This window comes from Alloalcanivorax xenomutans (genome assembly GCF_900217905.1).
Classification (GTDB): Bacteria; Pseudomonadota; Gammaproteobacteria; order Pseudomonadales; family Alcanivoracaceae; genus Alloalcanivorax; species Alloalcanivorax xenomutans.
In genome coordinates, this window is the sequence record NZ_OBMO01000007.1 from 67,846 (window position 1) to 93,001 (window position 25,156).

The 25,156-nt window shown below is 63.3% G+C and carries 25 protein-coding genes; 7 read left to right on the forward strand and 18 right to left on the reverse strand.

The window, feature by feature from the left end; translation table 11 throughout:
- Nucleotides 1–273 precede the first annotated feature (273 nt).
- Together CRO06_RS06965 and CRO06_RS06970 are read left to right on the forward strand one after the other, a co-directional pair.
- Entirely contained in the window at nucleotides 274–1,140 is an 867-nt protein-coding gene (locus CRO06_RS06965; protein ID WP_218839878.1) for a hypothetical protein, read from the forward strand.
- A gap of 24 nt (nucleotides 1,141–1,164) precedes the next feature.
- Entirely contained in the window at nucleotides 1,165–2,595 is a 1,431-nt protein-coding gene (locus CRO06_RS06970) for an esterase-like activity of phytase family protein (RefSeq protein ID WP_097058078.1), read from the forward strand.
- 52 nt (nucleotides 2,596–2,647) lie between these two features.
- Here CRO06_RS06970 and CRO06_RS06975 read toward each other — a convergent pair whose 3' ends face one another.
- From CRO06_RS06975 to CRO06_RS07000, 6 genes are all read right to left on the reverse strand, one after another.
- Complete coding sequence (locus tag CRO06_RS06975; protein ID WP_022996848.1) at nucleotides 2,648–3,382, reverse strand: LrgB family protein; 735 nt, start codon at nucleotides 3,380–3,382, stop codon at nucleotides 2,648–2,650.
- Nucleotides 3,375–3,749 (reverse strand): CidA/LrgA family protein, encoded by a 375-nt coding sequence (locus CRO06_RS06980; protein WP_022996847.1) that lies wholly within the window; start codon nucleotides 3,747–3,749, stop codon nucleotides 3,375–3,377. Before CRO06_RS06980 ends, CRO06_RS06975 begins: the two co-directional genes overlap by 8 nt.
- A 203-nt stretch (nucleotides 3,750–3,952) precedes the next feature.
- A complete protein-coding gene (locus CRO06_RS06985) occupies nucleotides 3,953–4,456 on the reverse strand; it encodes a disulfide bond formation protein B (protein ID WP_022996846.1) in 504 nt (167 codons plus the stop codon).
- 182 nt (nucleotides 4,457–4,638) lie between these two features.
- Entirely contained in the window at nucleotides 4,639–6,207 is a 1,569-nt protein-coding gene (gene gshA / locus CRO06_RS06990; protein ID WP_022996845.1) for a glutamate--cysteine ligase, read from the reverse strand.
- Between the two features lie 125 nt (nucleotides 6,208–6,332).
- Nucleotides 6,333–8,678 (reverse strand): Tex family protein, encoded by a 2,346-nt coding sequence (locus CRO06_RS06995; protein WP_055099345.1) that lies wholly within the window; start codon nucleotides 8,676–8,678, stop codon nucleotides 6,333–6,335.
- 138 nt (nucleotides 8,679–8,816) lie between these two features.
- Complete coding sequence (locus CRO06_RS07000) at nucleotides 8,817–9,179, reverse strand: response regulator (RefSeq protein WP_014992868.1); 363 nt, start codon at nucleotides 9,177–9,179, stop codon at nucleotides 8,817–8,819.
- 236 nt (nucleotides 9,180–9,415) lie between these two features.
- Here CRO06_RS07000 and ompR point away from each other — a divergent pair, with 236 nt between their 5' ends.
- Together ompR and CRO06_RS07010 are read left to right on the forward strand one after the other, a co-directional pair.
- Nucleotides 9,416–10,126, forward strand: coding sequence for an osmolarity response regulator transcription factor OmpR (ompR, locus tag CRO06_RS07005; protein WP_022996843.1), 711 nt, complete (start codon nucleotides 9,416–9,418; stop codon nucleotides 10,124–10,126).
- A 101-nt stretch (nucleotides 10,127–10,227) separates the two neighbouring features.
- Nucleotides 10,228–11,547 (forward strand): ATP-binding protein, encoded by a 1,320-nt coding sequence (locus CRO06_RS07010; RefSeq protein ID WP_063140468.1) that lies wholly within the window; start codon nucleotides 10,228–10,230, stop codon nucleotides 11,545–11,547.
- 227 nt (nucleotides 11,548–11,774) lie between these two features.
- On the opposite strand, the gene CRO06_RS07015 is transcribed toward CRO06_RS07010, so the two are convergent.
- Entirely contained in the window at nucleotides 11,775–12,962 is a 1,188-nt protein-coding gene (locus CRO06_RS07015; protein WP_097058079.1) for an MFS transporter, read from the reverse strand.
- A 228-nt stretch (nucleotides 12,963–13,190) separates the two neighbouring features.
- Here CRO06_RS07015 and ilvD point away from each other — a divergent pair, with 228 nt between their 5' ends.
- Nucleotides 13,191–14,867, forward strand: a complete 1,677-nt coding sequence (ilvD, locus tag CRO06_RS07020) for a dihydroxy-acid dehydratase (RefSeq protein ID WP_097058080.1) — start codon at nucleotides 13,191–13,193, stop codon at nucleotides 14,865–14,867.
- A 70-nt stretch (nucleotides 14,868–14,937) separates the two neighbouring features.
- On the opposite strand, the gene CRO06_RS07025 is transcribed toward ilvD, so the two are convergent.
- The gene (locus tag CRO06_RS07025; protein WP_097058081.1) at nucleotides 14,938–15,378 is read right to left on the reverse strand and encodes a carboxymuconolactone decarboxylase family protein; all 441 of its coding nucleotides are present in this window, start codon (nucleotides 15,376–15,378) and stop codon (nucleotides 14,938–14,940) included.
- 23 nt (nucleotides 15,379–15,401) lie between these two features.
- Nucleotides 15,402–15,842, reverse strand: a complete 441-nt coding sequence (locus CRO06_RS07030) for a carboxymuconolactone decarboxylase family protein (RefSeq protein ID WP_022996838.1) — start codon at nucleotides 15,840–15,842, stop codon at nucleotides 15,402–15,404.
- Nucleotides 15,843–15,970: 128 nt separating this feature from the next.
- Here CRO06_RS07030 and pdxR point away from each other — a divergent pair, with 128 nt between their 5' ends.
- Both pdxR and CRO06_RS07040 read left to right on the forward strand, forming a co-directional pair.
- Nucleotides 15,971–17,371 carry a MocR-like pyridoxine biosynthesis transcription factor PdxR gene (gene pdxR, locus CRO06_RS07035; RefSeq protein WP_022996837.1) on the forward strand — a complete coding sequence of 467 codons (1,401 nt, stop codon included), beginning with the start codon at nucleotides 15,971–15,973 and terminating at the stop codon, nucleotides 17,369–17,371.
- A 62-nt stretch (nucleotides 17,372–17,433) separates the two neighbouring features.
- Nucleotides 17,434–18,228, forward strand: coding sequence for a VOC family protein (locus tag CRO06_RS07040; RefSeq protein WP_022996836.1), 795 nt, complete (start codon nucleotides 17,434–17,436; stop codon nucleotides 18,226–18,228).
- A 34-nt stretch (nucleotides 18,229–18,262) separates the two neighbouring features.
- Here CRO06_RS07040 and CRO06_RS07045 read toward each other — a convergent pair whose 3' ends face one another.
- The 9 genes from CRO06_RS07045 to CRO06_RS07085 form a co-directional block, all read right to left on the reverse strand.
- On the reverse strand, nucleotides 18,263–19,378 hold the full coding sequence (locus CRO06_RS07045; protein WP_097058082.1) for a PQQ-dependent sugar dehydrogenase: 1,116 nt from the start codon (nucleotides 19,376–19,378) through the stop codon (nucleotides 18,263–18,265).
- 219 nt (nucleotides 19,379–19,597) lie between these two features.
- On the reverse strand, nucleotides 19,598–20,257 hold the full coding sequence (locus CRO06_RS07050; RefSeq protein ID WP_026948467.1) for a glutathione S-transferase family protein: 660 nt from the start codon (nucleotides 20,255–20,257) through the stop codon (nucleotides 19,598–19,600).
- A gap of 24 nt (nucleotides 20,258–20,281) precedes the next feature.
- On the reverse strand, nucleotides 20,282–21,073 hold the full coding sequence (locus tag CRO06_RS07055) for a glucose 1-dehydrogenase (RefSeq protein WP_014992881.1): 792 nt from the start codon (nucleotides 21,071–21,073) through the stop codon (nucleotides 20,282–20,284).
- 119 nt (nucleotides 21,074–21,192) lie between these two features.
- Nucleotides 21,193–21,609, reverse strand: coding sequence for a PaaI family thioesterase (locus tag CRO06_RS07060; protein WP_097058083.1), 417 nt, complete (start codon nucleotides 21,607–21,609; stop codon nucleotides 21,193–21,195).
- Nucleotides 21,606–22,043, reverse strand: coding sequence for a PaaI family thioesterase (locus tag CRO06_RS07065; RefSeq protein WP_014992883.1), 438 nt, complete (start codon nucleotides 22,041–22,043; stop codon nucleotides 21,606–21,608). The genes CRO06_RS07060 and CRO06_RS07065 overlap by 4 nt, the downstream gene beginning before the upstream one ends.
- 85 nt (nucleotides 22,044–22,128) lie before the next feature.
- On the reverse strand, nucleotides 22,129–22,707 hold the full coding sequence (locus CRO06_RS07070; protein WP_022996832.1) for a TetR/AcrR family transcriptional regulator: 579 nt from the start codon (nucleotides 22,705–22,707) through the stop codon (nucleotides 22,129–22,131).
- 63 nt (nucleotides 22,708–22,770) lie between these two features.
- Entirely contained in the window at nucleotides 22,771–23,106 is a 336-nt protein-coding gene (locus CRO06_RS07075; RefSeq protein ID WP_022996831.1) for a DUF3325 domain-containing protein, read from the reverse strand.
- Nucleotides 23,103–24,710: a PepSY-associated TM helix domain-containing protein gene (locus CRO06_RS07080; protein ID WP_097058084.1), complete on the reverse strand. Its 1,608-nt coding sequence runs from the start codon at nucleotides 24,708–24,710 to the stop codon at nucleotides 23,103–23,105. The genes CRO06_RS07075 and CRO06_RS07080 overlap by 4 nt, the downstream gene beginning before the upstream one ends.
- Nucleotides 24,707–24,994 (reverse strand): DUF3649 domain-containing protein, encoded by a 288-nt coding sequence (locus CRO06_RS07085; protein WP_097058085.1) that lies wholly within the window; start codon nucleotides 24,992–24,994, stop codon nucleotides 24,707–24,709. Before CRO06_RS07085 ends, CRO06_RS07080 begins: the two co-directional genes overlap by 4 nt.
- Nucleotides 24,995–25,156 lie beyond the last annotated feature (162 nt).

Sequence of the window (25,156 nt, forward strand, 5' to 3'; positions counted from 1 at the left end):
GGGGGAAGTCGAGACTAGAGCCGGCGAGCGGCCACTGGCAACGGGTGAGAATGGGACACGATCGGGGTGGAGGGGAAAAAGCACGCGCCATCAGTGAGTTGCCGCAAAAGATGATTTCTTCATAACCCTCCCGCTCTCTTATAAGTCCCACGGAGAGCCCTGGCTATGGCATTGAAATACCAGAGGTTATTGGCTCCGGGTCATTAAAGTGTCACGGCCACCTTCTAGGGTCTGCAGGGTTTTCCCACCCTCGAATCCGGATAAGGAGGTCTCGTGCGACGATTGCTGATCGCGGTGTTGGGTTCGCTGGCCTTGCAGGCGCAAGCCAACCCCGATGTTATTTCCCGGGAATACAAATTGATTCTGGATGCCAGCCGGTTTCAATCGCAAACCGAATCGGGTGATGTGCTGGCCCTGATGCAAGCGGTGAAACCGGCCATCGAGAATGCCATTGGCCGCGATGTCAGCGGGGCCATCAGCCTGGATCACGACCGCCAGGTGCGTTTTTATGACACCGCCTCGACGTGCCGGCTTAGGGAATTGGGCTACAGCTTTCGTGAGCGAGTGGAAAACGGCGAGTCCGAGGTCACTCTGAAATTCCGCGGTCCGGACCGGTACATCGCGGACTTCGAGGATGTGTCGTCCTCCACCAATGGCGCGGAGAGCAAGCTGGAAGCGGATGTCGGCGCCACCAGAGCGATTCCTTTCAAGGTGGTTTATAGCCACTCCACCAAGGCGCCCAATACTCGCACGCTCAATCGCATGGACGATATTCATGCCCATTTTCCCGGTTTCCAGTCCGACTACGGCCTGGATGACAACCTCACTCTGTCCCTGGTCGGGGGGCTGACCATACGGGAGAGAGCGTACCGGAACGTGGATATTGATCTGGGCCAGCACGACGCCGAAATCAGCGTCACGCTCTGGTATCAGGGCACACCTTCGGGCAGCCAGTCACCGGTAGTGGCGGAGCTGTCCTTCAAATACGAAGACCCGTCCGCGGACTACACACGCAAAGTGGTGAACCGGGCCCGCCAGGCCTTTGATGCCCTGCGCGGCCTGGAGCAATGGGTGGAAGCGGACGGGCAGACCAAGACCGGTTTCGTCTACCAGTACGACAGCGCTTTTTGTCAGCCCTGAAACAACAACACCAAGGATCTTCCCATGTTCAAAAAAACTTTGCTTGCCACTCTGGTGGCGTCCTCGTTACTGGCGGGATGCGGTAGCGACTCCGACAATGACCCGGCGCCCGCCAATCCGTCCTCCCTGGCGGACATCGTGCCGGCGGAGGGCGCGTTACTGCCATACTCGGTGCTGCGCTCCGATCTGATCGACGCCAGCGACCAGCAACCTTTCGAAGTACGTAACGGGGGGTTTGGTTCCGCCATGACCGCGGATCCGGAAGCGGACCGGCGTTTCTATGCGCTGACCGACCGTGGTCCCAACGCCACCTATACCGGCAATTATGGCAAGGGCAAGAAATTCCCCACGCCGGAATACACCCCGCGTATCGGCCATTTCGAAGTCACCGACGACGGTGAAGTGGTATTGCTGAACGAAATTCTGTTGAAACGTCCGGACGGAACCCTGATCACAGGCTTGCCCAACAGCGACGGTCTCGGCGGCACTGGTGAAACACCTTATAACGCCGACGGTTCGCCAATTCTGGTTGACCCCAGCTCGCCCTATGACGAAGAGAGCAACCCCCTGCGCCTGGATGATTATGGTCTGGACGGTGAAGGGCTGGTGGCGCTCAGTGACGGCACTTTCTGGGTCAGCGACGAGTATGGCCCGCACATGGTGCACTTCGATGCTGACGGCAAGGAGATTGAACGCATCAATCCGTTTGTCGCGGACTCACGCAACACCCATACGCTGCCGGCGGAGTTTGACCACCGGCGCGCCAATCGCGGCATGGAAGGGCTGACGATTACTCCGGATGAGAAGACTCTGGTGGGTATCATGCAGTCCACCATGGATCTGCCCAGCAAGGATGTGCGGGCGCTGGATATCACCCGTATCGTTACCGTTGATCTGGAAAGCGGCCGGGTCGGCCAGTATCTCTACAAGCAGCAGAAAGCGCAGAACTCCAATTCGGAGTTGGCGGCGCTGAGCGAGAACCAGTTTCTGGTGCTGGAACGGGACGGCAAGTTTCTCTACGGCGGCCCCGACGGCGTTGACGCCGCGACTCCGGATGCCCAGAAGCATGTCTACCGTATCGATCTGACTACCGGCACCAACCTGGAAGAGCTGGCGGTGGGCGGCGATCTGGTCCAGGACGACGCCTTGGGGTTGACCATCAACGGTGAGACCCTGGAGCAGGTGGTGATGAACCAGGGCTGGCAGGCATTGGCCGCGCATAACATCGTGCCGGTGGAAAAGAGCCTGGTGGTGGATATGGTGGCCCAGGTGAGCTATCCCCACGACAAGATGGAAGGGCTGTGGGTGATCGACAGTGAAACCCTGGGCGTGCTCAACGACGATGATTTCGCCACCTGGTCCGTTGATGGCGAGCTGGTCCAGAAGCGCTTGGACAGCAACACCATCGACGGCAACCGGCTCTACGTAGTGCCGGCGGATCTGTCGGTGCAATAACCCTCCAGGCTTCCCCGCTTGTCGCGGCCCTTGCACCGGAGGGCCGCGATGCTCATCCCATCAACGAGGAAACCCACGGCCAGATCCAGGGCAGGGCCAGGGCGGTCAGCAGGCCGGTCAGGCCCAGCGCCAGACCACCGAAGGCACCCGCCTTTTCGCTGAACTCGAAGGCGCGGGCGGTGCCGATGGCGTGGGCCACCAAGCCGAGGGCGAAGCCGCGGATGCGGTCATCCTCCACCCGCAACAGCCGGAATACCGGGCCGGCGGCCAGGGCGCCGACGATGCCAGTGATCGCCACCGCGCCGGCGGCCAGGGAAACATCCCCATTGGTGACCCTCGCCACCTCGATGGCGATAGGCGTGGTGATGGATTTGGGCGCCAGGGAGCCGACCACGGTTTCCGGCGCGCCCAGCCACCAGGCCAGGCCCACCGCCAGCCCGGAGGCCAGAGCCGCGCCGATCACCACGGTGATCAGCAATGGCCGCCAGACGCTGCGCACGGTATGCAGCTGACGATACAGTGGCCAGGCCAGGGCCACGGTGGCGGGACCGAGCAGGAAGGAAATCAGAGCGGTCTGCTCACGGTATTCCTCGTAAGGCACGCCCACCAGCGGCAGCACGATAATGACCGGAATGGCGGCGACGATGAACGGGTGAAACAGCGCCAGGCTGTTGGATTTGGCGTAGGCCCATTGGGCGAAACGGTAGCTGGCCAGCGTCAGCAGTAATCCGAACAAAGGGGTGTGCAGCAGCTCACCGAGCAGAGGAGTGTGCATCAACTCAGCCATGGTGCGAGTCTCCTCCACCGCTGCCATGGGAAGAGCGCCGCAGCAGCACCTTCAGCAGCAGAGTCACCAGTACCAGGGCGATCAGAGTGCCGAACACCACCGACACCGCCAGGGCCAGGGCATTGTCCTGGTAGCGGTGCCATTGCAGCACGATGCCGACGCCGAGAGGAAAGATCAGCAAGGTGATATGGCGAATCAGGGCCCCGGCGGCCTCGGAGACTTTATCCATCCCCGGTGCGCCCAGCATCAGCGCGAACAGCAGCAGGATCATGCCCACCACCGGTGCCGGCAGGGGCAGGCCGGTGAGGTGGATCAGCACCTCGCCAAGAAATTGAAACAACAACAGAATCAGCAGGCCATCAATCATCAGGATCTCCCGGAAGTCCCTACCTCTGGACAAAGCCCGGAATCACGGCGCTGCGGACCTGAAGTGGTGGAATGGGGGAATCGGCGGAACGGCCTGAATCAGGCCCGAAAGGCCCGCGTCGAGTGCCTCCCTGCAGCGTCGTGGCGCCTGGCCCGGAGGCATGAAGCCGGCGGCCAGTGAAAAGGGCCGCCGGCGACAACCGGTCAGGCGCGTAACGGACGGAACAATTGTACCAGGGCGAACAGCAACAGTCCGGTAAACACCACCAGCGACCAGCCGGGGATACTCAGGCCAAGAAAGGTCCAACTGATCTCGGCGCACTCGCCGGAGCCGGACAGCACCTGCGCCAGGACGTCATGGAGCGGGAACACGTCGAGCATGTAATCCAGGCCGGGACCGCAGCCGGGCACCTGATCCGGCGGCAGGCTTTGCAGCCATAGATGGCGGATGGCGATGCCGCCTCCCACCAGGGCGGCGAGAGCGGTGAGCACGGCATAGATACGCACGCCGATACCGCGCGGACCGTGCAGGAACGCCACCAGCAGAATGGCCATCGCCGCGAACACGGCGATGCGTTGGAAGATACACAGCGGGCAGGGCTCCAGGCCATCCACGTGCTGCAAATACAGGGCGCTGGCCATGGCGATAACGCAGGCCAGCAGGGCGAGCCCGTTAAGGGCCCGGGGCGAAGGCAGTTTGGACCACATCGATTTGATTCCTTTCCGGCCTGTTTATTGTTCACCCTCTCCCTCGGCCCCTCTCCCGGAGAGGGGAGACAAGACAACCCATCTATTCGGTCCCCTCTCCCTTGAGGGGAGAGGGACAGGGAGGGTGAGAAGGACATGATGGTATGGAGTGCAGGGGAGACACAATGGTTCCCGCGCCGTCGTCAGTCCTTGAAATAGGTGTCCAGATAACTTTCGAAATCCATGTCGTCCGCCGCTTCCCAGGCGGCCTGTTCGGTCAGGCTGTGGCGAGCCAGCGTGGCCAGTTGCGCCTCGCGGTCGGCGTCCAGCGGCCGGGAGCGGAAGTGGTCCCTGTGGGCCAGAGCCTGGTTCATGGCGAACTGGAAGAAGGTCTGGTCGCGGCTTTCCAGCTTGTCCATGATCTGCCCGGATGGCGTGGCGTCCGGTTCTTCCACCTTCAAGCGTTGACGCTTCAAGGCGTCGCAATAGTTGTTGCCGCCGTGACAGCGGTCGAACAATTCGGCGATCGGCACCATCTGGTCCAGCTTCTCCAGCGCCCACTGTTTCAGTGTCACGCTCTCACCCCAGTTATTCAGGGCCACGGAGGTGTCCCGGCCGTTGTAGACCACCTGGCGCAGGTTGTCCTTGCTGGCGTTCAGATCGCAGCTTTCCAATTGCGGCGAGGTACGCAGCAGGCAATAGGTGGCGAACAGGTCGAGGAAGCGGATTTCCTGCTGATTGATGCCCACCGGTTCGAACGGATTGAGATCCAGAGCGCGGATCTCGATGTACTCGACGCCGCGCCGCTTGAGCGCCAGGGTGGGGCGCTCTCCTTTGTTGATGGTCCGTTTGGGCCGGATCGAGGAGTAGTACTCGTTTTCGATTTGCAGGATGTTGGCGTTGAGCTGTTGATAGTCGCCTTTGGCATCCAGTACGCCGATGGCGTCGTAGGCCGGTTCCGGTGTTTTGATGGCGTGGGTCAGCGTCTCCACGTATTCGTCGAGGTTGTTGTAGCTGATCGCCAGGGACGACTGGGCATTGTTCTGGTAGCCCAGATCGCTCATCCGCAGGCTGGTGGCATGGGGCCGGTAGAGACTGTGGTCGAAGCGCTCCAGCAGGTGGTGCTCGCGGCCGGCCAGGAACGACGCGCACAATGCCGGCGAAGCGCCGAACAGGTACACCAGCAGCCAGGAATAACGCTGGAAGTTACGGGTCAGATCGAAGTAGCGCCGGGAAATGAAATCCTGCAGCGGCTCCTCGCTGCCCTCCTGGGCCTGATGCAGTTGCCAGAATGATTCCGGGAAGGAAAAGTTGTAGTGAATGCCGGCGATGGTCTGCATTTTGCGGCCGTAGCGGTGGCCCAGACCGATGCGGTAGATGTGCTTCATGCGGCCCACATTGGAGCTGCCGTAGCGGGCCACCGGCACTTCGCTGTCCTCTTTCACCCGGCAGGGCATGGAATTGACCCACAGCAACTCGTCACCGATGTGGCGGTAGGTGTAGCGGTGCAGTTGATCGAGAAATTCCAGCGGGCTGTGCAGATCGCTGCTGGCGGGCGTGATGAACTCCAGCAACGCTTCGGAGTAGTCGGTGGTGATGTAGGGATGGGTCAGGGCTGAGCCGAGCGCCTCGGGGTGGCCGGTTTGCGCCAGGTTGCCATCGGTGCTGATACGCAGGCTTTCTTTTTCGATGCCCCGGCGAATTCCCACCAGGGTGCTGGCGGCGTCGGAGTCCAGGAGGGCCTGAATGCGTTGACTGAGCAAGTCGGTCATGGGGCTGTCCCATTCTTGGGCGGTGATCGGGGCGGTGTCGGTCCGCCGCCCGTGTTGATGATCCTTTACCGGCGGCGTGCCGCCGCTTTGGCCGGCACGCTGCCCGCTGGCTGCTTGGCGGAAGGTTAGCCGCGCTTCTTCTGTTGCTCCAGAGCCTTGGCGAAAGCCGCTCCCAGAGCGCCTTGCGGTGCCGCCGCCGGTTTGTTGCCGCCGCCACGCTGACGCTGGCCCTGGCCGCCGCCACGCCGGCCCTTGCCCGCCGGTGCGCCCTGGCTTTGACCAGCCTGACGTTCCTGATGGCGATCGTCCATACGCATGGTCAGGCTGATGCGTTTGCGCGCCTGATCCACCTCCAGCACCTTCACCTTGACGATGTCGCCGGGGTTGACCACATCATGGGGATCCTCGACGAATTTGTCGGCCAGCGCCGACACGTGCACCAGGCCGTCCTGATGCACGCCGATGTCGACGAAGGCGCCAAAGTTGGTGACGTTGGTCACCGCGCCTTCCAGGATCATGCCCGGCTTCAGGTCGGCCAGGGTTTCCACCCCTTCCTTGAACTCCGCCGCCTTGAATTCCGGTCGCGGGTCGCGGCCCGGTTTTTCCAGCTCTCCGAGGATGTCGGTAACGGTGGGCAGACCGAAATGCTCGTCGGTGAATTCGGCCGGTTTGACGCTCTTCAGAAACGGGATGTCGCCGATCAGATCCTTGATCGGGCGGTCGTGTTTCTTGGCGATCCGTTCCACCACCGGGTAGGCCTCCGGGTGCACGGCGGAACCATCCAGCGGGTTTTCACCGTTCATGACCCGCAGGAAGCCGGCGGCCTGTTCGAAGGTTTTTTCCCCAAGACGCGGCACCTGCTTGAGAGCGTCACGATTGTTGAAGGCGCCGTTCTTCTCGCGGAAGCTGACAATGTTGCCGGCGATGGTGCTGTTGAGGCCGGCGATGCGGGCCAGCAGCGGCGCGCTGGCGGTGTTCACGTCCACGCCGACGGCGTTCACGCAGTCTTCCACCACCGCGTCCAGGGAGCGCGACAGCTTCACCTGGCTGACGTCGTGCTGGTACTGGCCGACGCCGATGGATTTCGGGTCGATCTTGACCAACTCCGCCAGCGGGTCCTGCAGACGGCGGGCGATGGACACGGCACCGCGGAAGGACACATCCAGTTCCGGGAATTCCCGCGCCGCCAGCTCGGAGGCCGAGTACACCGAGGCGCCGGCCTCGGACACCATGATCTTCTGGATCTGCTGTTTGTCCTTGAGCGCCTTGACCAGTTCACCGGCGAGCTTGTCGGTTTCGCGGCTGGCGGTGCCGTTGCCGATCGCCACCAGATCCACTTGATGCTTGATGCTCAGCTTGGTCAGCGCCGCCAGGGACTGCGCCCACTGGTTCTTCGGCTGGTGCGGGAAGACCGTGGTGTGTTCCAGCAGCTTGCCGGTGGCGTCCACCACCACCACCTTGACCCCGGTACGCAGCCCCGGGTCCAGGCCCATGGTGGCTTTCGGGCCCGCCGGGGAGGCCATCAGCAGGCTCTTGAGGTTGCGGGCGAACACCTGGATCGCCTCTTCCTCGGCCAGTTCGCGCACGCGGCCGAGCAGTTCGGTTTCCAGGTGGGTGTTGAGTTTGATCTTCCAGGTCCAGCGCATCACTTCGCCGAGCCAGTTATCGGCGCCGCGGCCCTGATCACGCCAGCCGGCCACTTCACGGACCATGGCCACGCAGGGATGGGGCTCGGCGTTTTCCAATTCTTCCGGCAGTACCATGGCGACGTGCAGCACGCCTTCGTTGCGGCCGCGAAACAAAGCCAGGGCACGGTGGCTGGGGATGCTCTTGAGGGCTTCCTGATGCTCGAAATAGTCGCGGAACTTGGCGCCCTCTTCTTCCTTGCCATCGGCCACCCTGGACTGGATCTGGGCCCGTTCCCAAAGGAAGGTGCGCATGCGGGTGAGCAGCTCGGCGTTTTCGGCGAAGCGCTCCATCAGGATCTGCTTGGCGCCGTCCAGGGCATCCTTGGCGGAAGCGATCTTGTGCTCCTCGTTGAGGTAGCCGGCGGCCTCGCTCTCCGGATCCAGGCCGGGGTCGTTCAGCAGGGCGTCCGCCAGCGGCTCCAGGCCGGCTTCGCGGGCCATTTGCGCGCGGGTGCGGCGCTTGGGCTTGTACGGCAGATACAGATCCTCGAGCCGGGTCTTGGTGTCCGCCTCGCGGATCGCCTTCTCCAGCTCCGGGGTCAGCTTCTCCTGCTCGTCGATGCTCTTGAGGATCGCTTCGCGGCGCTCCTCCAGCTCGCGCAGGTAGCGCAGTCGCTCTTCCAGGGTCCGCAACTGGGTGTCATCCAGCCCGCCGGTGGCCTCTTTCCGATAACGGGCGATAAACGGCACGGTGGCTCCTTCGTCCAGCAGGGCGACGGCGGCGGTCACCTGTTGCGGCTGGGCGTTGAGTTCCTGGGCGATGATCTGTTCGATGCTCTGCATGGGTATTCCTGGATTGCACGCTGATCCGCATCACGCCGGCGTTTCCGGCACGTATATAAGAAACGACCGGAATCATAGGGAATGACTCCGGCCGTTCATAGATTGACTTGCCAGGATGGCTGTGGTTATCGCCGCGGATCAGCGCAGAACCCGGTCGATTTCCGCCAGTAGCTCCGCTTCCCTGGGAGGCTTGACGATGTAGCCGGAGGCGCCCTGGCGCTCGCCCCAGACTTTGTCGGTCTCCTGATCCTTGGTGGTCACCAGGATCACCGGAATGCCCCCCAGCTCCGCGTCCCGGGTAATCTTGCGGGTGGCCTGGAAACCATTCAGTTCCGGCATCACCACGTCCATCAGAATCAGGTCCGGGCGTTCGCTGCGCGCCCGTTCAATGCCCTCCACGCCGTTCACCGCGGTGATCACCTGATGCCCCTGCCCCTCAACGATCTTCGCCAGATTGGTGAGCTGGGTGGGTGAATCGTCCACCACCAGTATCTTGGCCATGCGTATTATCCCCCCTGAAAACGGCATTTTGGCAAAATGATAGCAGCCCGTCCGGCAAAGGTAAGCTGATGAAAAACGTCAGCCGGGTGCCGTTTCCGGTCAGGCCGGAGGTCGGGATACCAGGTACCGACAGTAATCTTTATATACAATCTTAATCATCGTAAAACTTGCCCGCCGTCACAGTGACGGGTATGAGACGGGGGCATCTGGCAGTTAAAAACGATTCGGGAAGCCTCATGAGCGAACAAGTGGACAAGATTCTGGTGGTGGACGACGACGCCCGCCTGCGCGGCCTGCTGCAACGGTTCCTCGAGGAGCAGGGCTACGCGGTGAAAGCGGTGGCGGACGCCGAGCAGATGGATCGGGCCTTGTCCCGGGAGATCTACTCGCTGATGGTGCTGGATCTGATGCTGCCCGGTGAGGACGGCTTGTCGATCTGCCGGCGTCTGCGCGAGAGCGAGAACGACCTGCCGATCATCATGCTCACCGCCAAGGGCGATGACGCCGAACGCATCGAAGGGTTGGATGCAGGTGCCGACGATTATCTGCCCAAGCCGTTCAATCCGAAGGAACTGAGCGCCCGCATCCGCGCGGTGTTGCGCCGTCACGTGCGTGAAGTGCCGGGGGCGCCGAGCAAGGCGGAGGGCAGCGTGGACTTCGGGCCCTGGACGCTGGACCTGTCCAGCCGCACGCTGAGCCGTGACGGTGAGCCGCAGGCGCTGACCACCGGTGAGTTCGCCGTGCTCAAGGCGCTGATCCAGCATCAGCGGGAGCCGCTGACCCGGGACAAGCTGATGAGCCTGGCCCGGGGGCGGGAATGGTCCGCCATGGAGCGTTCCATTGACGTGCAGGTGTCGCGGTTGCGCCGCCTGTTGGAGGAGGATCCCTCCAAGCCCCGCTATATCCAGACCGTATGGGGCGTGGGTTATGTGTTCGTGCCGGACTGAAATAATTCGCTTGCAGCGGCCCGCCGCCCGGACCAAGCGCCTGCAGCGGCTTCGTGGCCCTTCGTGAACACCGCCCTGGCAGCGCGCTGGAATGAGAACCTATGCCCAAACTTTACCCCCGTACCGCCTTTTTCCGCGCTGCCCTGATCGTCGGGCTGGTGATCGGCTTGAGCCAGGCCATCACCCTGTGGTTTTTCGCCCGTAACGCCTATCTTCCGGGTATCCGCGAGTACGCCCGGCTTACCGCCCTGCAAGCGGAATTGATCTTCGAGGAGGGCGCCGACAGCGACTTTCTGGAAGAACGTCTGGGAGCCACCACCGGTATTGGCGTGGGGGCGCCGCCGAGCTTGCGAGAGCCGGACAGCCTGTTGCTGACGCGGCCAGTGGTGAATCAATTCGGTGATGAACTGGCGGAACTGCTGGACGAGCCGGTGACGGTCCGTCTGGAGGACGCCCGCCAACCGGTGCTGTGGGTCAACGCGCCGTCGTTCGAGGGCACCTGGCTGCGCGTGCCGATGGTGTTCTTCCGCGACTATGATCGTTACCTGCTGCTGGGCTGGGGGGTCACCGTGCCGCTATTGGCGGTGATCGGCGGCTTGCTGATCGCCCGCAGCCTGAACCGGCCGCTGCGCCGGCTGGCGCGGGTCGCTCTTAAAGTCGGCCGGGGGGAAGCGGTGCCGGTGCTGGACGACACCATCGGTCCCACCGAGATCCAGGCGGTGAACCGCGCCTTCAATCGCATGACCCGGGATCTGCAACAAGCGCAGCGCGACCGGGCGTTGCTGCTGGCGGGGGTCTCCCACGATTTGCGCACGCCGCTGACCCGGCTGCGGCTGTCCGCTGAATTCCTCGATGACGAGGAGCTGTCCCAGGGCATCATCGCCGATATCGAGGACATGGACGCGATCCTCGAACAGTTCATTGCCTTCATCCGCGACGGCGCCGACGAGCAGCCTTCCTATGAAAGCCTCAACGCGCTGATCGAGGAAGTGTGCGGCAAATACCCGGCGGAGCAGCTCCGTGTCGCTCTGGCTGAGGTGCCGCGCCTGATGCTCAAGCGGCTCACCGCCAAGCGCATGCTCACCAATCTGATCACCAATGCGCTCAAATACGGCGCCGCGCCGGTGGAGATCCACACCATGGTGGATGACAACGCGGTGTTGCTGATTGTCCGCGACCATGGCCGGGGCGTGCGCGAGGAGGACATTCCCATGCTGTTGCAGCCATTCTCTCGCGGGGAGAAAGCACGCACGCTCAGCGGCAGTGGCCTGGGCCTGGCCATCGTCAAGCGCATCGTCGACATGCACCATGGCCAGATGGCGCTGGACAACCACCCGGATGGCGGCTTGCAAGTGCGCATCCGCTTCCCGGTCACCGGCCAATTGGTACAGCCGGAGACCCTCTCCGCCGGGGTGCGGTGAACCGGAGCTGGTGACGTCAAGCGCCATCCATGGGCCTCCGCCGTTGAAGAGCCGGCTTGCACGCAACACGACTACTGCCAAGGCAACTGGCTTCCCACGGATTGGGCTACGAAGCCGCTGTGGGAAGCTTGCTTGCAAGCGAATGGTCAACGGCCCGAAGGCATTCGCGGCCAAGGCCGCTTCCCACAGCGGCTTCGTGGTTCGGTCTGTGTGAAGCGGTTGGGCGGTTAATGGTCGGTGGCCCGCTCCACCGCCCGGCCGGCGAAGAACACCAGCAGGCCACCCAGGGCCAGAGCGGTGCCCACCAGCCCGGTGGTGGACCAGGGCAGGTCGCCGCGGGTGGCGACGCCGGCCAGCCAGGCGCCGAGGGCGTTGGCCAGGTTGAAGGCGGCATGATTGAGAGACGCGGCCATGGTCTGGCCGTCGCCGGCCACATCCATCAGCCGCGTCTGCAGCGCCGGACCGAGCGCCATGCTGGTGCCCACCAGGCCCACGAACAGCAATCCCCACCACATGGAATTGGCGGCAACGAAGAACAGGCCCTGGATCACCGCGCACCAGATCAGAATGCCGGGGATGGCCTTCATCAGATTGCCGTCGGCGGCACGGGCGCCGGCCAGGGTGCCGAGAATGGTGCCGATACCGAAGATGGCCAGCACCAGCGGGCCCAGGGATTCGTCCATACCGGCCTGTTCGGTGAGCGTGGGCATCACATAGCTGAACACCGCGAACATGCCGCCGAAGCCGATGCTGGCGATGCCCAGGGTGAACAACACCCGGTGCTTGAGCAGCGCGGACAGTTCACGCAGCGGGCTGGCGTGGGGATCCACCGGTTGCATCGGCACGAAAATCCGCACCATCAGCGCGGTGAGCAGAGCGATGGCGCCGACCCCGGCGAACGCCACCGGCCAGCCGAACTGATTGCCGGCCCAGGTGCCCAGAGGGGCGCCCAACAGGATCGCCACGGTCAGGCCGGTCATCACCCGGGCTACTGCTCTGGCCCGTTGATGAAACGGCACCGCCGAGGCGGCGACCAGAGCGGCGACGCCGAAATAGGCCCCGTGTGGCAGACCGGCGATGAACCGTAACGCCACGAAGGACCAGAAGCCGGGAGCCAGGGCGCTGGCCAGATTACCCACTGCGAACACCAGCATAAGTACGATCAACAAGGCGCGGCGTGGTACCCGGGCCGCCAGGGTGGAGATGATCGGCGCGCCCACCACCACCCCCATGGCATAGCTGCTGATGGCATAGCCCACATCCTGCGGATCCACCTGAAGATCCAGCGCGACCCGGTTGAGCAGGCCCATGATCACGAATTCCCCGGTGCCGATCCCAAAGCCCCCCAGCGCCAGGGCCAGTTCGGCGATACGGGGGTGTCGGGCCATGGCGGCCTTGGGTTGCTGGACGGACATGCGCGCTCCTCGCTGCCGCGGCAAACAAAAAGCCGCCGGAGAAGCCGGCGGCCGGGAATGAGGTATGGGAAGACGCCTATTTTGACAGATTGGTTCCTAAACAAAAGAAAAGATTTTGTTTAGGACGCTGATGGGCGGCGGGCGCCACTTCTTTCCGATTGTTTACGGCTCTGTGACGTGGCGGTAAAAGCGTTATGCTGGAACCTGCCCGTGATCAGGAGAACAACGATGACTGAAGACAAACGCCGCCGTTATTCCGCGCCGGTGGTGGACGGTATTGCCAAGGCGCCGAGTCGGGCCATGTTGCGTGCCACCGGGTTTACCGACGAAGATTTCCAGAAACCGCAGGTCGGCATCGCCTCCACCTGGAGCCGGGTGACGCCCTGCAACATGCATATCGACGGGCTCGCTCGCGAGGCCGGCGAGGGCGCCGACGCCGCCGGCGGCAAGAGCGTGATCTTCAACACCATCACCATTTCCGATGGCATCGCCAATGGCACCGAGGGCATGAAGTATTCCCTGGTTTCCCGTGAGGTGATCGCCGACTCCATTGAAACCGTGGCCGGTTGCGAAGGCTTCGACGGGCTGGTGGCCATTGGCGGTTGCGACAAGAACATGCCCGGTTGTCTGATGGGGCTGGCACGGCTTAACCGGCCGTCGGTGTTCGTTTATGGCGGCACCATCAAGCCCGGCCCCGGGCATACGGACCTGATTTCCGTGTTCGAGGCGGTGGGTGCCTACACCAAGGGCGACAAGCGCCTGATCGAGGTGGAGCAGGTGGAAAAAGTGGCGGTGCCCGGCCCGGGTTCCTGTGGCGGCATGTACACCGCCAACACCATGGCCAGCGCCATCGAGGCACTGGGTATGAGCCTGCCGGGCAGCTCCGCGCAGAACGCGGAATCCGAGGACAAGCTGGCCGACTGCCGGGCGGCCGGGGCCGCCGTGCTGGCTCTGTTGGAACGGGACATCAAGCCCAGCGATATTCTGACCCGGGAAGCGTTCGAGAACGCCATCACCGTGGTCATCGCCCTGGCCGGCTCCACCAATGCCGTGCTCCATCTGATGGCCATGGCCCATACCATTGGCGTGCCGTTGAGCCTGGAAGACTTCACCCGCATCGGTAAAAGGGTGCCGGTGCTGGCGGACGTGCGCCCCAGCGGGCATTACCTGATGAGTGAACTGGTGGCCATTGGCGGCATTCAGCCACTGATGAAAACACTGCTGGAGGAAGGCTTGCTGCACGGCGATTGCCTGACCGTCACCGGTCGTACGCTGGCGGAGAATCTGGCCAAGGTGGCGCCTTATCCCGACGAGCAGAACATCATCCGCGCGCTGGATAACCCGATCAAGAAAGACAGCCATCTGCGTATTCTCTACGGCAACCTGGCGCCGACCGGCGCGGTGGCCAAGATCACCGGCCATGAGGGCACCCACTTCAGTGGCAAGGCACGGGTGTTTTCCTCCGAGGAAGACGCCACCGTCGGCATCATGGAAGGTGCCGTGGTGGCCGGCGACGTGGTGGTGATCCGCTACGAAGGCCCGCGCGGCGGTCCGGGCATGCGTGAAATGCTGACACCCACTTCTGCGATCATGGGACGTGGTCTGGGCAAGGACGTGGCGCTGATCACCGATGGCCGTTTTTCCGGTGGCAGCCACGGCTTCGTGGTGGGCCACATTACTCCCGAGGCGCAGGAAGGCGGTCCCATCGCCTTGGTGGAGGACGGTGACGAAATCGTCATCGACGCGGAGAGCAACACCATCACCCTGAAGGTTTCCGAGCAGACGATGATCGAACGCCATGCCCGCTGGCAGGCACCGGCACCCCGCTATACCCGCGGGGTGCTGGCCAAGTACGCCCGCACCGTGGGGTCGGCCTCCCTGGGAGCGGTGACCGACGGCGATTAACGTTCCGACATGCCCGCGAATGGTGGACACCGGTGGTCCTTGCCATGAAGGGAAGGGCCACGTTGTTTTCTCAATCCGGCGCGCGCCGGAACCCCACGCCGAAGCGGTTGAGCATGTTGATCACGCCGATCACATAAGTGAGATCGGTGCATTCCTTCTCGGTGAACTGATTCGCCAGCGCCTGGTAAAGCGCCTCGTCGTCGTGGCCGGCGTCGCTGAGGCGGGTCAGGTGATCGGTCCAGGCCAGGGCGGCCCTTTCCCGCTGGCTGAACCAGGGCGCTTCGTGCCAGCCTGGCAGAGTATCCAGCACTTCGTCGGGAATGCCCCGGTTACGGGCATCCGCCGCGTGCATGGACATACAGAACAGGCAGCCGTTGATCTGCGAAGCGCGCAGTTTCACCAGCTCCACCAGGCGCTGTTCCAGACCGGTGGCATCGATGACTTTTTGCGTGGCGAACACCGCCTTCATGGTGTCCGGTGAGGCGCTGTAGAAATCGAAGCGGGCTTTCATCTTTATCTCCTTCAACAAGAAAGTTATTCCGGCTCGTGACGGAAGCCAACGTTGAACCGGTTCCACATGTTGATGACGCCGATGGCGTAGGTCAGATCGGTGCGTTCTTTTTCGCTGAAGTGGGCGGCCAACTGGTCGTATTCCGCCTCGTCGTCACGATGGCCTTCGCCGAGGCGAGTGAGGCATTCGGTCCAGGCCAGAGCGGCCCGTTCCCGTTCACTGAACCAGGGGGCTTCACGCCAGCCGGACACGGTATCGAGGACTTCATTGGGCACGCCGGCGGCGCGGGCATCCCGGGCATGCATGTGGAGACAGAAGGCACAGCCGTTGATCTGCGACGCTCGTATCTTGATCAGTTCCAACAGACGGTGATCCAGGCCGGTGTTCTCGATCACTTCCGAGGTACCGAGCATGGCTTTCATGGTGTCCGGCGAAGCGGTGAAGAAGTTGATACGGGCTTTCATGGTTGCTCCTGTTAAACAAGCGGGCCTGTTGAACAGGCCAGGTGGCAAAGAGGTTGAAAAGCCGGTTCAGATTAGGGCTGAATTGGAAGGCCTGGCAGATCCAATTCGAATGATTTTGGGAGACCAATTTGCAAATCCATCTACCGCTGAATGGCACCGGCACGGTACCCCAGCGGCTCTACCGCGACCTGCGTTCGGCTCTGGCGGAGGGGCGTCTGACCCCCGGCGAGCGGTTGCCGCCCAGCCGCGCGCTGGCGGCGGAGCTGGGTATCGCCCGGCAGGCGGTGGTGGATACCTATGAGCGTTTGGTCGCCGAGGGCTTCTTTGAAGCGCGCCGGGGGGCCGGAACCTTTGTCCGCCGGCTGCCGCCGGTGGTGGACGGCGAATCGGCGGAACCGGGAGTAGGTCCGGGCCGCCACTGGCGTCCGTTATCCGTGTGGGGGGACCGGGAGGCGCCGAGGCGCTATAACTTCGCTGGGGGCGTGACTGATCGGCGCCTGCTGCCAATGACGGATTGGCGCCGGGCGGTGATGCGTGCACTACGTGAGGAAGCCCAGGACCGCACTCTGCAGGGTGAGTGCCAGGGGTACATCGGTTTGCGCGAAGGTATCTCCCATTATCTGGGCTACAGCCGCGGTTTACCGTGCGCGGCGGGCGAGGTGATGGTCACTCAGGGCGCCATGCAGGGGATGGATTTGCTGTCCCGGGTGCGCATCGAGCCGGGAGCGGTGGTGGCGGTGGAGGAGCCGGGCTATCCACCGGCGCGCTGGGTGTTTGAGTCCCATGGCGCGCGCGTGGTGGGAGTACCGGTGGATGAGCAGGGGCTGTGCGTGGATCAGGTGCCGGAGTCGGCCTCGATGATCTATGTGACGCCATCCCACCAGTTTCCCCTGGGTATGCCGATGACCCTGGAACGGCGGCTGCAACTGCTGGACTTCGTTCACGGTCGTGACGTGTTGATCGTGGAGGACGATTACGATGGTGAGTTCCGCTTCGATGGCCGATCCCTGGAAGCGCTCAAGAGTCTGGACCGGCACCAGCAGGTAGCGTATCTCGGCTCGTTCTCCAAAGTGCTGCACGCGGATCTGAGACTCGGCTATATGATCATGCCGAAGGGGCTGCAACCGGCGCTGCGCCAGGCCAAGAGCCTGACCGACGGGCGTGCCCCCAATCTGATGCAAAAAGCCCTGGCCAATCTGATCCAGGAGGGCGCTTTCGCCCGGCACTTGCGCCGCATGCAGAGGCTCTATCAGCGGCGCAGGCAACGGCTGCTGGCGGCGCTGGCGCAGCGGCCGGATCTGTGGGAGTGTCTGCCGCAGGTGGCCGGCATTCATCTGGCGCTGGCATTCCGGCAATCGGTGGACAAGCTGGAAGCCCGATTGCTAGGGGCCGGCATCAACGCGGAAGATCTGAGCGACTTTCACGCTTCGTCCGAAGGGACGAAGGGACTGCTGATCGGCTTCGGTATGATTGATGATGAGGACATTGAGGTCGGTGTACGCGCGCTGGCGCGGGCCTTATCGGCGTAGAGATCCTCAACAGGCTCTCAGGCTTTGGGGCGCCGTAGCCCGCGGATCAAGGAGAATAATGAATGACCTATCTTCGCTTCCGTCAGTTGTGTTTGGTGGCCCGCCAGTTGGAACCGGTGGTGGAGGATCTGGCCGAGGTTTTCGGCATCCAGGTTTGTCATCGGGATCCGGCGGTGCGGGCGTTCGGTCTGCACAATGCGCTGCTGCCGGTGGGCAATACCTTCATCGAGGTGGTGGCGCCGGTTCGCGAGGACACCACCGCCGGCCGCTTCCTGCAACGCCGGGGCGGTGACAGCGGTTACATGGTGATTCTCGATACCGATGATGTGGACCGCTGGGGCCCCCATGTGGATGCGCAGGGCGTGCGGGTGGCGGCTTTTCTCGGCCACGGTGACTATCGGGGCATGCAGCTGCACCCCAAGGATCTTGGTGGCACTTTGCTGGAAATCAATCACACCCGTTACGGTGAATCTCTGGACGGTCCCTATAACCCGGCGGGGCCGGACTGGCAGAGTTTCGTTAACACCGACCGGGTGGAACGCATGGTCGGTGTGGAGTTGCAGGGCGAAGAGCCGGAGGCCATGGCGAGCCGTTGGGGAAGCCTGTTGCGCCGCCCCCTGGAGAATAGTGGAGAAAGCGGTGGCGGCGGTCATCAGGTGACGCTGGATAACGCCTATCTGCATTTCGTCGCCGATCGGGATGGACGTGGTGAAGGGCTGAGTGGCGTGGATATTCTGGTGAATGACCTGGAGGCGATCAAGGAGCGTGCTCTTGAACGGGGCCTGCCGGTGGATCAAAGCCAGGTCAGCATTGGTGGCGTCCGTTTCCACCTGGTCCATTCCGAAGCCTTGAACTGACCGGCTGGCGCAAGGCCGGGATCCAGGGCGGCGTTCAATCCGGCTCCACCCGCAGCAGTTGCCCGTCATTGCTGTCGGTGAGCAAATACAGGTAACCCTCCGGGCCCTGGCGCACATCGCGGATACGTTGCTCGCGCTGCCGCAGATAACGCACTTCCTGCTTCGGTGTCTCACCCTCGAATCGCACCCGGTTCAGATGCGTCAGTTTAAGCGCGCCGGATAACGCATCGCCCCGCCATTGCGGATATCGATCGCCCCCGACGAAAGCGAAACCGGAAGGGGCAATGGAGGGTACCCAATAATGCAGTGGTTGGGCCAAGCCTTCCTGGTGGGTCTCGCCGATGGCGGGGCCGTAATATTCGCGGCCGTAGGTGATTTCCGGCCAGCCGTAGTTCGCTCCCGGTTTCACCGCGTTGATTTCATCGCCGCCGCGCGGGCCATGCTCGTTGAGCCAGGGCTGGCGGGTGTCGGGGTGTAACGCCAGGCCCTGGGGGTTTCGATGCCCCCAACTCCAGATTTCCGCGCGGCCGTTGCCGCCGTTGGCGAACGGATTACCGCTGGCGGCGGCGCCGTCCTGATCCAGACGCAACACACTGCCCGCGTGATCGCCGGTGTCCTGGGCTCGCTGCCGTTGTCCCCGGTCGCCGATGGTGAGAAACAGATGGCCGTCGTCATCGAACAGCAGCCGCCCGCCAAAGTGCTGGCCGGTATCACTGCAGGCGTCGGCCACCAACACATCGCGGAAGCCATGTAGCTCGCCGTCACGATATTCACCGTGGCCCACCGCGGTGGTGGCGCCGCCGTCACAGGCTTTGGCGTAGCTCAGATACAGCCGCCGGTTATCCTCGAAGAGGGGGTGAGGCAGCACATCGAACAGGCCGCCCTGGCCCCGGGCCACCACGGCGGGAACACCGGGAACCGGTTCTTCCACCAGTACACCATCATGGAAACGGCGCAGGGTACCGCCCCTTTCGGTAATCAGAACCTCGCCTCCGGGCAGAAAGGCCAGGGACCAGGGATGCTCAAGCCCTTCAGCGAGAACGGTGACGGTGAGTGGTGGCCCGTTTTCCGGGGTAATGGGGGAGGTGGCGTCGGCGCAGCCGCTCAACAGAGCAACGAGGGGAAGCGCCAAGCAAGAGCGGAGCCGCATGACGGAGAGTCCTGGCTGAAAGGCCCGGTCAGCTTAGCGGGATGGAGGGCGGCAAAAAAGTGCCGGTGTCGCGGTCCGTGAACCGCTGCCGCCCTGGAGTTTCGGACATGAATTCAGAGATCGCTACAAGGACGCCGTGGGAGCTTGTCCTGCAAGCGAATCCTTGGGAAACGAGCCGCTTGCGGCGGCCCGCCGCCCTGACCAAGTTCTTACAACGCCTTACTTGCCGCCGCGCACATGAGCCATAAACTCGGCCATGCCGGCTTTGCGTTCCTCGTCCACCTGGCGCGCGCTGTCTCTTTGGTTGAGTTGATCAAGCAGCGCCTTGCTGCCGGGGATCTCCGCCAGCAGGTCCAGATCAAACAGCTTGCCGGCGATACCGGCGGCCAGATCCAGACTGTAGAGCAGGACGGCGTCGGCGGCGGTAAGTTGGGCGCCGGCCACGAACGGATCGAACTTCGCCACCCGCTTCAGGGCGGCGGCGCCTTTGATCAGCGCGTCCCGTGTCTGTTGCTTGGTTTCGTCGCTGACCTTGCCGCCGAAGAACACCTCCGGATAGCAGCGGCGGGCCGGCAGTTCGATATACAACTCGATCAGCTTGGCCAACTCCTTGACCTGGGCGCGCTGGAACGGATCGGCGGGATACAGCGCCGGGCCCTCGCCGGTTTCATCGATGTATTCCAGGATCACGTTGGTTTCGGCGAGAAAGCCCTGGTCGGTTTCCAGCACCGGCACCTTGCCCATGGGGCTGATGTCGAGAAAGGAGGCTTCCTGGGACGGGTAGTCGTTGACCTGCTCGAAGGCCATGCCTTTTTCCAGCAGCGCGAACTTCACCATGTTGACGTAGTTGCTGGCACTGAAGCCATGCAGTTTGAGCATTGTTGTTCTCCTGAACAGTCCGTTTTATAGCGCGGTCAGGCCACCGTCCACCGACAGTTGATGACCGGTGACGAAAGAGGACGCGTCCGACAGCAACCACTGAACCGCCTGCGCCACTTCCGTTGCTTCACCGACACGGCCCATGGGATGCAGCGCCGCGTGCAGGCGCCGTTGCTGTTCGGCGTCGATGCCGTCGTCGCGCTCCACCTGAGAGATGGCACGCTCCATCATGGCGGTACGGATGATGCCTGGACAGACCGCGTTGACGCGAATGTTCTGACGGGCGTATTCCGCCGCCACGCTCTTGGTCAATCCCACCACCGCGTGTTTGCTGGCGGCGTAGGCGGCGCGCTTGGGAGCGCCCACCAGGCCGGCGATGGACGCGGTATTGACGATGCTGCCACCGTCACCCTGTTTGGCCATGGCAGCGATCTGGTATTTCATGCACAGCCACACGCCTTTGACATTGATATCGATGATGCGGTCGAACAGGCTCTCTTCCACGGCCACGATCTTGGCGTTTTCTTCCTCCACGCCGGCGTTGTTGAAAGCGCCATCCAGACGTTCATAGGCCTCCAGCGTGGCCTGCACCAGGGCGGACACCTGATCCGCGCGGGTGACATCCACAGCCATGGCTCTGGCGGTGCCGCCGGCTTCGCGGATGGCGGCGGCGGTGGACTCCACGGCGTGTGCGTCGATATCGGACAGCATCAATCGTGCTCCCGCCGCGCCCAGGCTTTCCGCCGTGACCCGGCCGATGCCGCCGCCGGCACCGGTGATCAGAATGACCTTGCCGGCCAGTTGTTCATCCCGCATCTGTCGTGTCTCCGTTGAGGTTCGCTCTCTACTGTAGCGGATTCCAGTGGAAAACCCGCATGTCGAAAGCGGCACGAAGGCGGCGACAGGCGACCCGTGAGCCTGAACAGGCTCTTGGGTCAGGACGGGATGGGTACCATCAAGGCCTCGCCGACCGCGAACGGTGTTTCATCGGTGTCGGCCAGATCCCCCAACTCGGCATTCACGAATACCTGCCGACGGCCGGCCTTGAGCACCCGGGCACGTACCACGAAAGTCTCCGCCACCGCCGGTCTCAGGCAGCGCACGGAAAATTGTGAAGCGGTGACGTTGCCGACTTGTGACGCGGCGGCGAAGCCGCAGGCGGTATCGATCAGACCGCCAATCAGAGCGGCATGCAAAAAACCACTGTATTGGGCGAACTCGTCGCGCCATCTCAAGTGCAGCTCCGCCTCACCGGATTCGATTCGGTGTACCTCGAGATTGAGCCAGTTATTGAAGGGCGCCAGACGGGAAAGGTCGCGGATGCGTTCCAGTATCTCTGGGGTGTCGCTCATGCTGAGGTCTCCGCTGAAGGGCGCGGTGCCAACGCCTTGAAGACGGCGGTGGCGCGGGCGCACAGGGTATCGTCCGCCCATACCTGGGCGGCGGCGAAGTTCAGGGAAGGTCCGGTCCGGGTGGCCTCGGCGCGGATTTCCACCCACTGGCCGAGGCGGGCGCTGCCCAGGAAATCCAGCGTCATGCTCACCGTGACGAGGCCGGAAATACCTCCCAGCCGGTCGGCGCAACTGAGCCCCATGGCGTTGTCCGCCAGTGCTGAGATCAGGCCGCCATGAACAAAGCCCCGGCTGTTGGCATGGGGCTGGTCGGCGCGGATGGCGAGGCTGAGCCCGTGATCATGATGGCGGATGAAAATCGGCTCCCAGGGCGCGGTGAGCCCGCTGGCGCGGCGGTGCCGCTGATAACCAGCGGGAACGGCGAGGTCGGACATGACAGGTCTCCAATTATTTTTAATTAGACCAGTCTATATAATTTTGAGGCAACGACAAGCCTTGCATGAACATCGAAGGGGGGCATCAGGGGCGCAGGGCGTTGATCTGGTCCGCCAGGCTGGCGCAGGCGTCGGCGATGGCCTGGCCGTGGCATTCCACCCGGGCCTGGACCAGGGCGCCTTCCAGAGCGGAGAGGATCAACGATGCCAGGGGGCGGGCCCGGTCGGCCTGGATACCATCGTCGATCAACAGGGCTTCCCATTCCCGGCGCCAGTTTTGTATGGCTTCGCGGCCGGCGTCGGTGATCAGGCGGGAAGCAGGGGTGGTTTCCAGCAGGGTGGTGGCCAGCGGACAGCCATCAGCGAAACCGGACTGCGCCATCCAGCCGGCCAGCAGCTCACCATAGGCACGTAAAGCGTCGGCGCTATTGCCATGCTGACGGCGCAGGTCACGCAATGTATCCAGTACCCGCTCCCCGGCGTGGCGCACGGCGGCTTCGCCAAGCTGCTCCTTGCCGTTGGGAAAGTAATGGTAAAACGAGCCTTTGGGGGCGCCGGCGGCGGCCAGTATGTCGTTGATGCCGGTGGCGGCGTAACCCTGTTTGCGGAACAGGGCCACGGCGCTGTGGATCAGGCGGTCGCGATGTTTGGGGCGGGCAGCCATGGCGTGGGTCCGTCAACGAATAATCTAGACCAGTCTATACAGTGGGCAAGGCACTGTCATGATTCAGCCCAGGCCGCCCACCGCCAGGCCGCCGGCAACCAGCGGCAGCGCCCAGGCCAGATGGCGTGCCAGCGCTGGCCGGTAGGGCAACAGAAAGATCAGCGGCAGCCCCACCAGGGTCACCAGAATGGGCACCATGGACAAAGCCAGCCCCAGCGGCCAAAGCATCAGGCAGGCAGCCGTGGTGGCCAGGAGCAACAGCCAGCCGATGGCCTTGAACAACCGCAGCCGTGCTTCGGTGGGTTTGCGTCCAAGCAGTTCCTGGTGGTGACGCTTCATGCCCAGCGCAAGACAGGTGAGGCCGGTATAACCGAGAGCGAGAGCCAGCAGGACCGTCATGTGTTGCCCTCCGCCAGAGCCGGTTGGCGGGCACGCGCTGGTTTCCGTTTATCCGGTTTGGGCCGCGCCACCCGCCAAAGCGTGTAGCCCCACAGGGCGCCGAGCAACAGGCAGATCAGATCGAAGCCGGCCAGAGCGCCCAGGCGCCAGGCGGCGGCACTGAACAGGTGGCTGTCGGTGGTGGCCATATCCACGAACGGCAGGGCCAGCCACAACACCGTGATGACCGCCAGTTGCTCGATCCAGCCGCGACGATGCGGGCGCAGCAGGCCATGCACCAGACTCACCAGCCAGACCAGGAAAAACACCCGGATCTCCCAGGAGGAGCGCTCAGCCAGGGCCGTCGGTAGCAGCCGGTTGGCGGCGAAGTAGGCGCCGATGGCAGCCAGAAGGCCGGTGATCGACGCCATGTTGAGACCGTTCACCAGTTTCAGCGCGGCGCCCGGCTGTTGCCGGCGCAGTTGCTGGGTGCGTTTCGATACCCAGAGCAACATGCCGGTGGCCACCATGGCCGAGCCGGCCAGCCCGGAGAAGAAGAACAACAGCCGCACCACCGGGTCGGCGAAACGCACCAGGTGAAGGTTGGTCATAACATTGTAGACCTTGCCCATCAGCGGAGCCGGCGCTTGCGATGGCTCGATGGTTTCCAGCAGATCGCCGCTGGAGCCCTGGAATACCTGGGTGGGCGAGCCGCCGCGCCGCCGTCCGCTAATGGCCACGTCCTGCTCGACGCTGATGCGAATCCGCGCGTTTTCGCGGTTGGGGTGCTGCACCTCGATACGGCTCACCGGGCGTTCGAAGCGGGCGGCGGTGGCCTCGGCCAGCGGTCCGATAGCAACCATGTCCGCCGGTTCGCCGGCCGGCCCGGGCGCCTCGGTGGAACGCGGAAACGCCTCATCGAAGAAGGCGCGGCGGTCGCCATCGTAGGCGGCGTCGATACCCCACGGCATCAGCATCACCATGAACAGCAGCAGCCCCGAGTAGGTGATCATGAAGTGAAACGGCAGCGCCAGAACGGCGCTGGCGTTATGGGCGTCGAGCCAGGATCGCTGTCCCTTGCCCGGGCGGAAGGTGAAGAAATCCTTGAAGATCTTCTTGTGGGTGATCACCCCGCTGATGATCGCCACCAGCATGAACATGGTGGCGACGCAGATCAGCCAACGCGCCCACAAACGCGGCACGCCGTACAGCTCGAAGTGGAAGCGGTAGAGGAAATGGCCGCCACGGGTTTCCCGTGGCGTGAGCACCTCGCCACTGCCCGCGTCCATCCACGCCTGCTCACCACGGTTACGGCCTCCGCCCTGACGCGGCTGCTCCTCTCCGGCGGGCTGCCATCGCAGTTGTACCGCCGGATTGCGGGCATCCGGCAGGGATATATCCCAGGAGCGGGCCTCAGGGGCGATCCGCCCCAGTGTTTGCCAGGCCAGATCCATGGTGTCATCGGAGGCGGTGGACTGATGCAGTTCCGGCTCCATCCACAGGGAAATCTCCTCGCGGTAGTAGGCGCTGGTGCCGGTCACGAACACGGCCACCAACAGCCACCCCAGCAATAGCCCGCTCCAGGTATGCAGCCAGGCCATGGACTGCCGCAGGGAGCCGTTCATGATGCCGGCCCCAGCAGCCAGACCAGAGCACCGCACAGCAGGGTGGGGATGGCGATGCCGGCCCAGGCGCGGGCGGTGGTGGCGCAGGCGAAGGCCCAGATCACCGCCACGCTGTAGATGAGAAACGACAGCACCGAGGCGGTGATCACCGCGTCCATGCGGGACATCGGCAACCCCACACTGAGGGCGGCGGTGGCGGTGGCGCTCAGTGCGTATCCCCCCAGCACCGCGGCGATTGCACGCGACGCCACCGACAGCCGGGTGGCGTTCTTTAATTGTGACATGGTGTTTCTCTAGTCGGATCGGCGGAGAGTGGTGCCATTATGGGCAGTGAATGATAATTGTTGCTATCGGCAAATCAATATCGAAAATGTGTAAGAAATGTGCAGGGCAGGGCTTGCCCCTGTGAGAATCGATCCCTAGACTTCATTTCTTATTGATAATTA

What these genes read in the sequence shown, in the direction of transcription:
- CRO06_RS07065 (WP_014992883.1), bottom strand. Translation starts at nt 22,043, where the DNA reads ATGTCCGACCTCGCCGTTCCCGCTGGTTATCAGCGGCACCGCCGCGCC.
- CRO06_RS07085 (WP_097058085.1), bottom strand. Translation starts at nt 24,994, where the DNA reads ATGTCACAATTAAAGAACGCCACCCGGCTGTCGGTGGCGTCGCGTGCA.
- CRO06_RS07080 (WP_097058084.1), bottom strand. Translation starts at nt 24,710, where the DNA reads ATGAACGGCTCCCTGCGGCAGTCCATGGCCTGGCTGCATACCTGGAGC.
- CRO06_RS07025 (WP_097058081.1), bottom strand. Translation starts at nt 15,378, where the DNA reads ATGAAAGCCCGCTTCGATTTCTACAGCGCCTCACCGGACACCATGAAG.
- CRO06_RS07040 (WP_022996836.1), top strand. Translation starts at nt 17,434, where the DNA reads ATGACCTATCTTCGCTTCCGTCAGTTGTGTTTGGTGGCCCGCCAGTTG.
- CRO06_RS07015 (WP_097058079.1), bottom strand. Translation starts at nt 12,962, where the DNA reads ATGTCCGTCCAGCAACCCAAGGCCGCCATGGCCCGACACCCCCGTATC.
- CRO06_RS06970 (WP_097058078.1), top strand. Translation starts at nt 1,165, where the DNA reads ATGTTCAAAAAAACTTTGCTTGCCACTCTGGTGGCGTCCTCGTTACTG.
- CRO06_RS06975 (WP_022996848.1), bottom strand. Translation starts at nt 3,382, where the DNA reads ATGGCTGAGTTGATGCACACTCCTCTGCTCGGTGAGCTGCTGCACACC.
- ilvD (WP_097058080.1), top strand. Translation starts at nt 13,191, where the DNA reads ATGACTGAAGACAAACGCCGCCGTTATTCCGCGCCGGTGGTGGACGGT.
- CRO06_RS07045 (WP_097058082.1), bottom strand. Translation starts at nt 19,378, where the DNA reads ATGCGGCTCCGCTCTTGCTTGGCGCTTCCCCTCGTTGCTCTGTTGAGC.
- CRO06_RS07030 (WP_022996838.1), bottom strand. Translation starts at nt 15,842, where the DNA reads ATGAAAGCCCGTATCAACTTCTTCACCGCTTCGCCGGACACCATGAAA.
- CRO06_RS07070 (WP_022996832.1), bottom strand. Translation starts at nt 22,707, where the DNA reads ATGGCTGCCCGCCCCAAACATCGCGACCGCCTGATCCACAGCGCCGTG.
- CRO06_RS07050 (WP_026948467.1), bottom strand. Translation starts at nt 20,257, where the DNA reads ATGCTCAAACTGCATGGCTTCAGTGCCAGCAACTACGTCAACATGGTG.
- CRO06_RS07055 (WP_014992881.1), bottom strand. Translation starts at nt 21,073, where the DNA reads ATGCGGGATGAACAACTGGCCGGCAAGGTCATTCTGATCACCGGTGCC.
- CRO06_RS07075 (WP_022996831.1), bottom strand. Translation starts at nt 23,106, where the DNA reads ATGACGGTCCTGCTGGCTCTCGCTCTCGGTTATACCGGCCTCACCTGT.
- CRO06_RS07010 (WP_063140468.1), top strand. Translation starts at nt 10,228, where the DNA reads ATGCCCAAACTTTACCCCCGTACCGCCTTTTTCCGCGCTGCCCTGATC.
- CRO06_RS06980 (WP_022996847.1), bottom strand. Translation starts at nt 3,749, where the DNA reads ATGATTGATGGCCTGCTGATTCTGTTGTTGTTTCAATTTCTTGGCGAG.
- ompR (WP_022996843.1), top strand. Translation starts at nt 9,416, where the DNA reads ATGAGCGAACAAGTGGACAAGATTCTGGTGGTGGACGACGACGCCCGC.
- CRO06_RS07060 (WP_097058083.1), bottom strand. Translation starts at nt 21,609, where the DNA reads ATGAGCGACACCCCAGAGATACTGGAACGCATCCGCGACCTTTCCCGT.
- CRO06_RS06995 (WP_055099345.1), bottom strand. Translation starts at nt 8,678, where the DNA reads ATGCAGAGCATCGAACAGATCATCGCCCAGGAACTCAACGCCCAGCCG.
- CRO06_RS07000 (WP_014992868.1), bottom strand. Translation starts at nt 9,179, where the DNA reads ATGGCCAAGATACTGGTGGTGGACGATTCACCCACCCAGCTCACCAAT.
- CRO06_RS06985 (WP_022996846.1), bottom strand. Translation starts at nt 4,456, where the DNA reads ATGTGGTCCAAACTGCCTTCGCCCCGGGCCCTTAACGGGCTCGCCCTG.
- gshA (WP_022996845.1), bottom strand. Translation starts at nt 6,207, where the DNA reads ATGACCGACTTGCTCAGTCAACGCATTCAGGCCCTCCTGGACTCCGAC.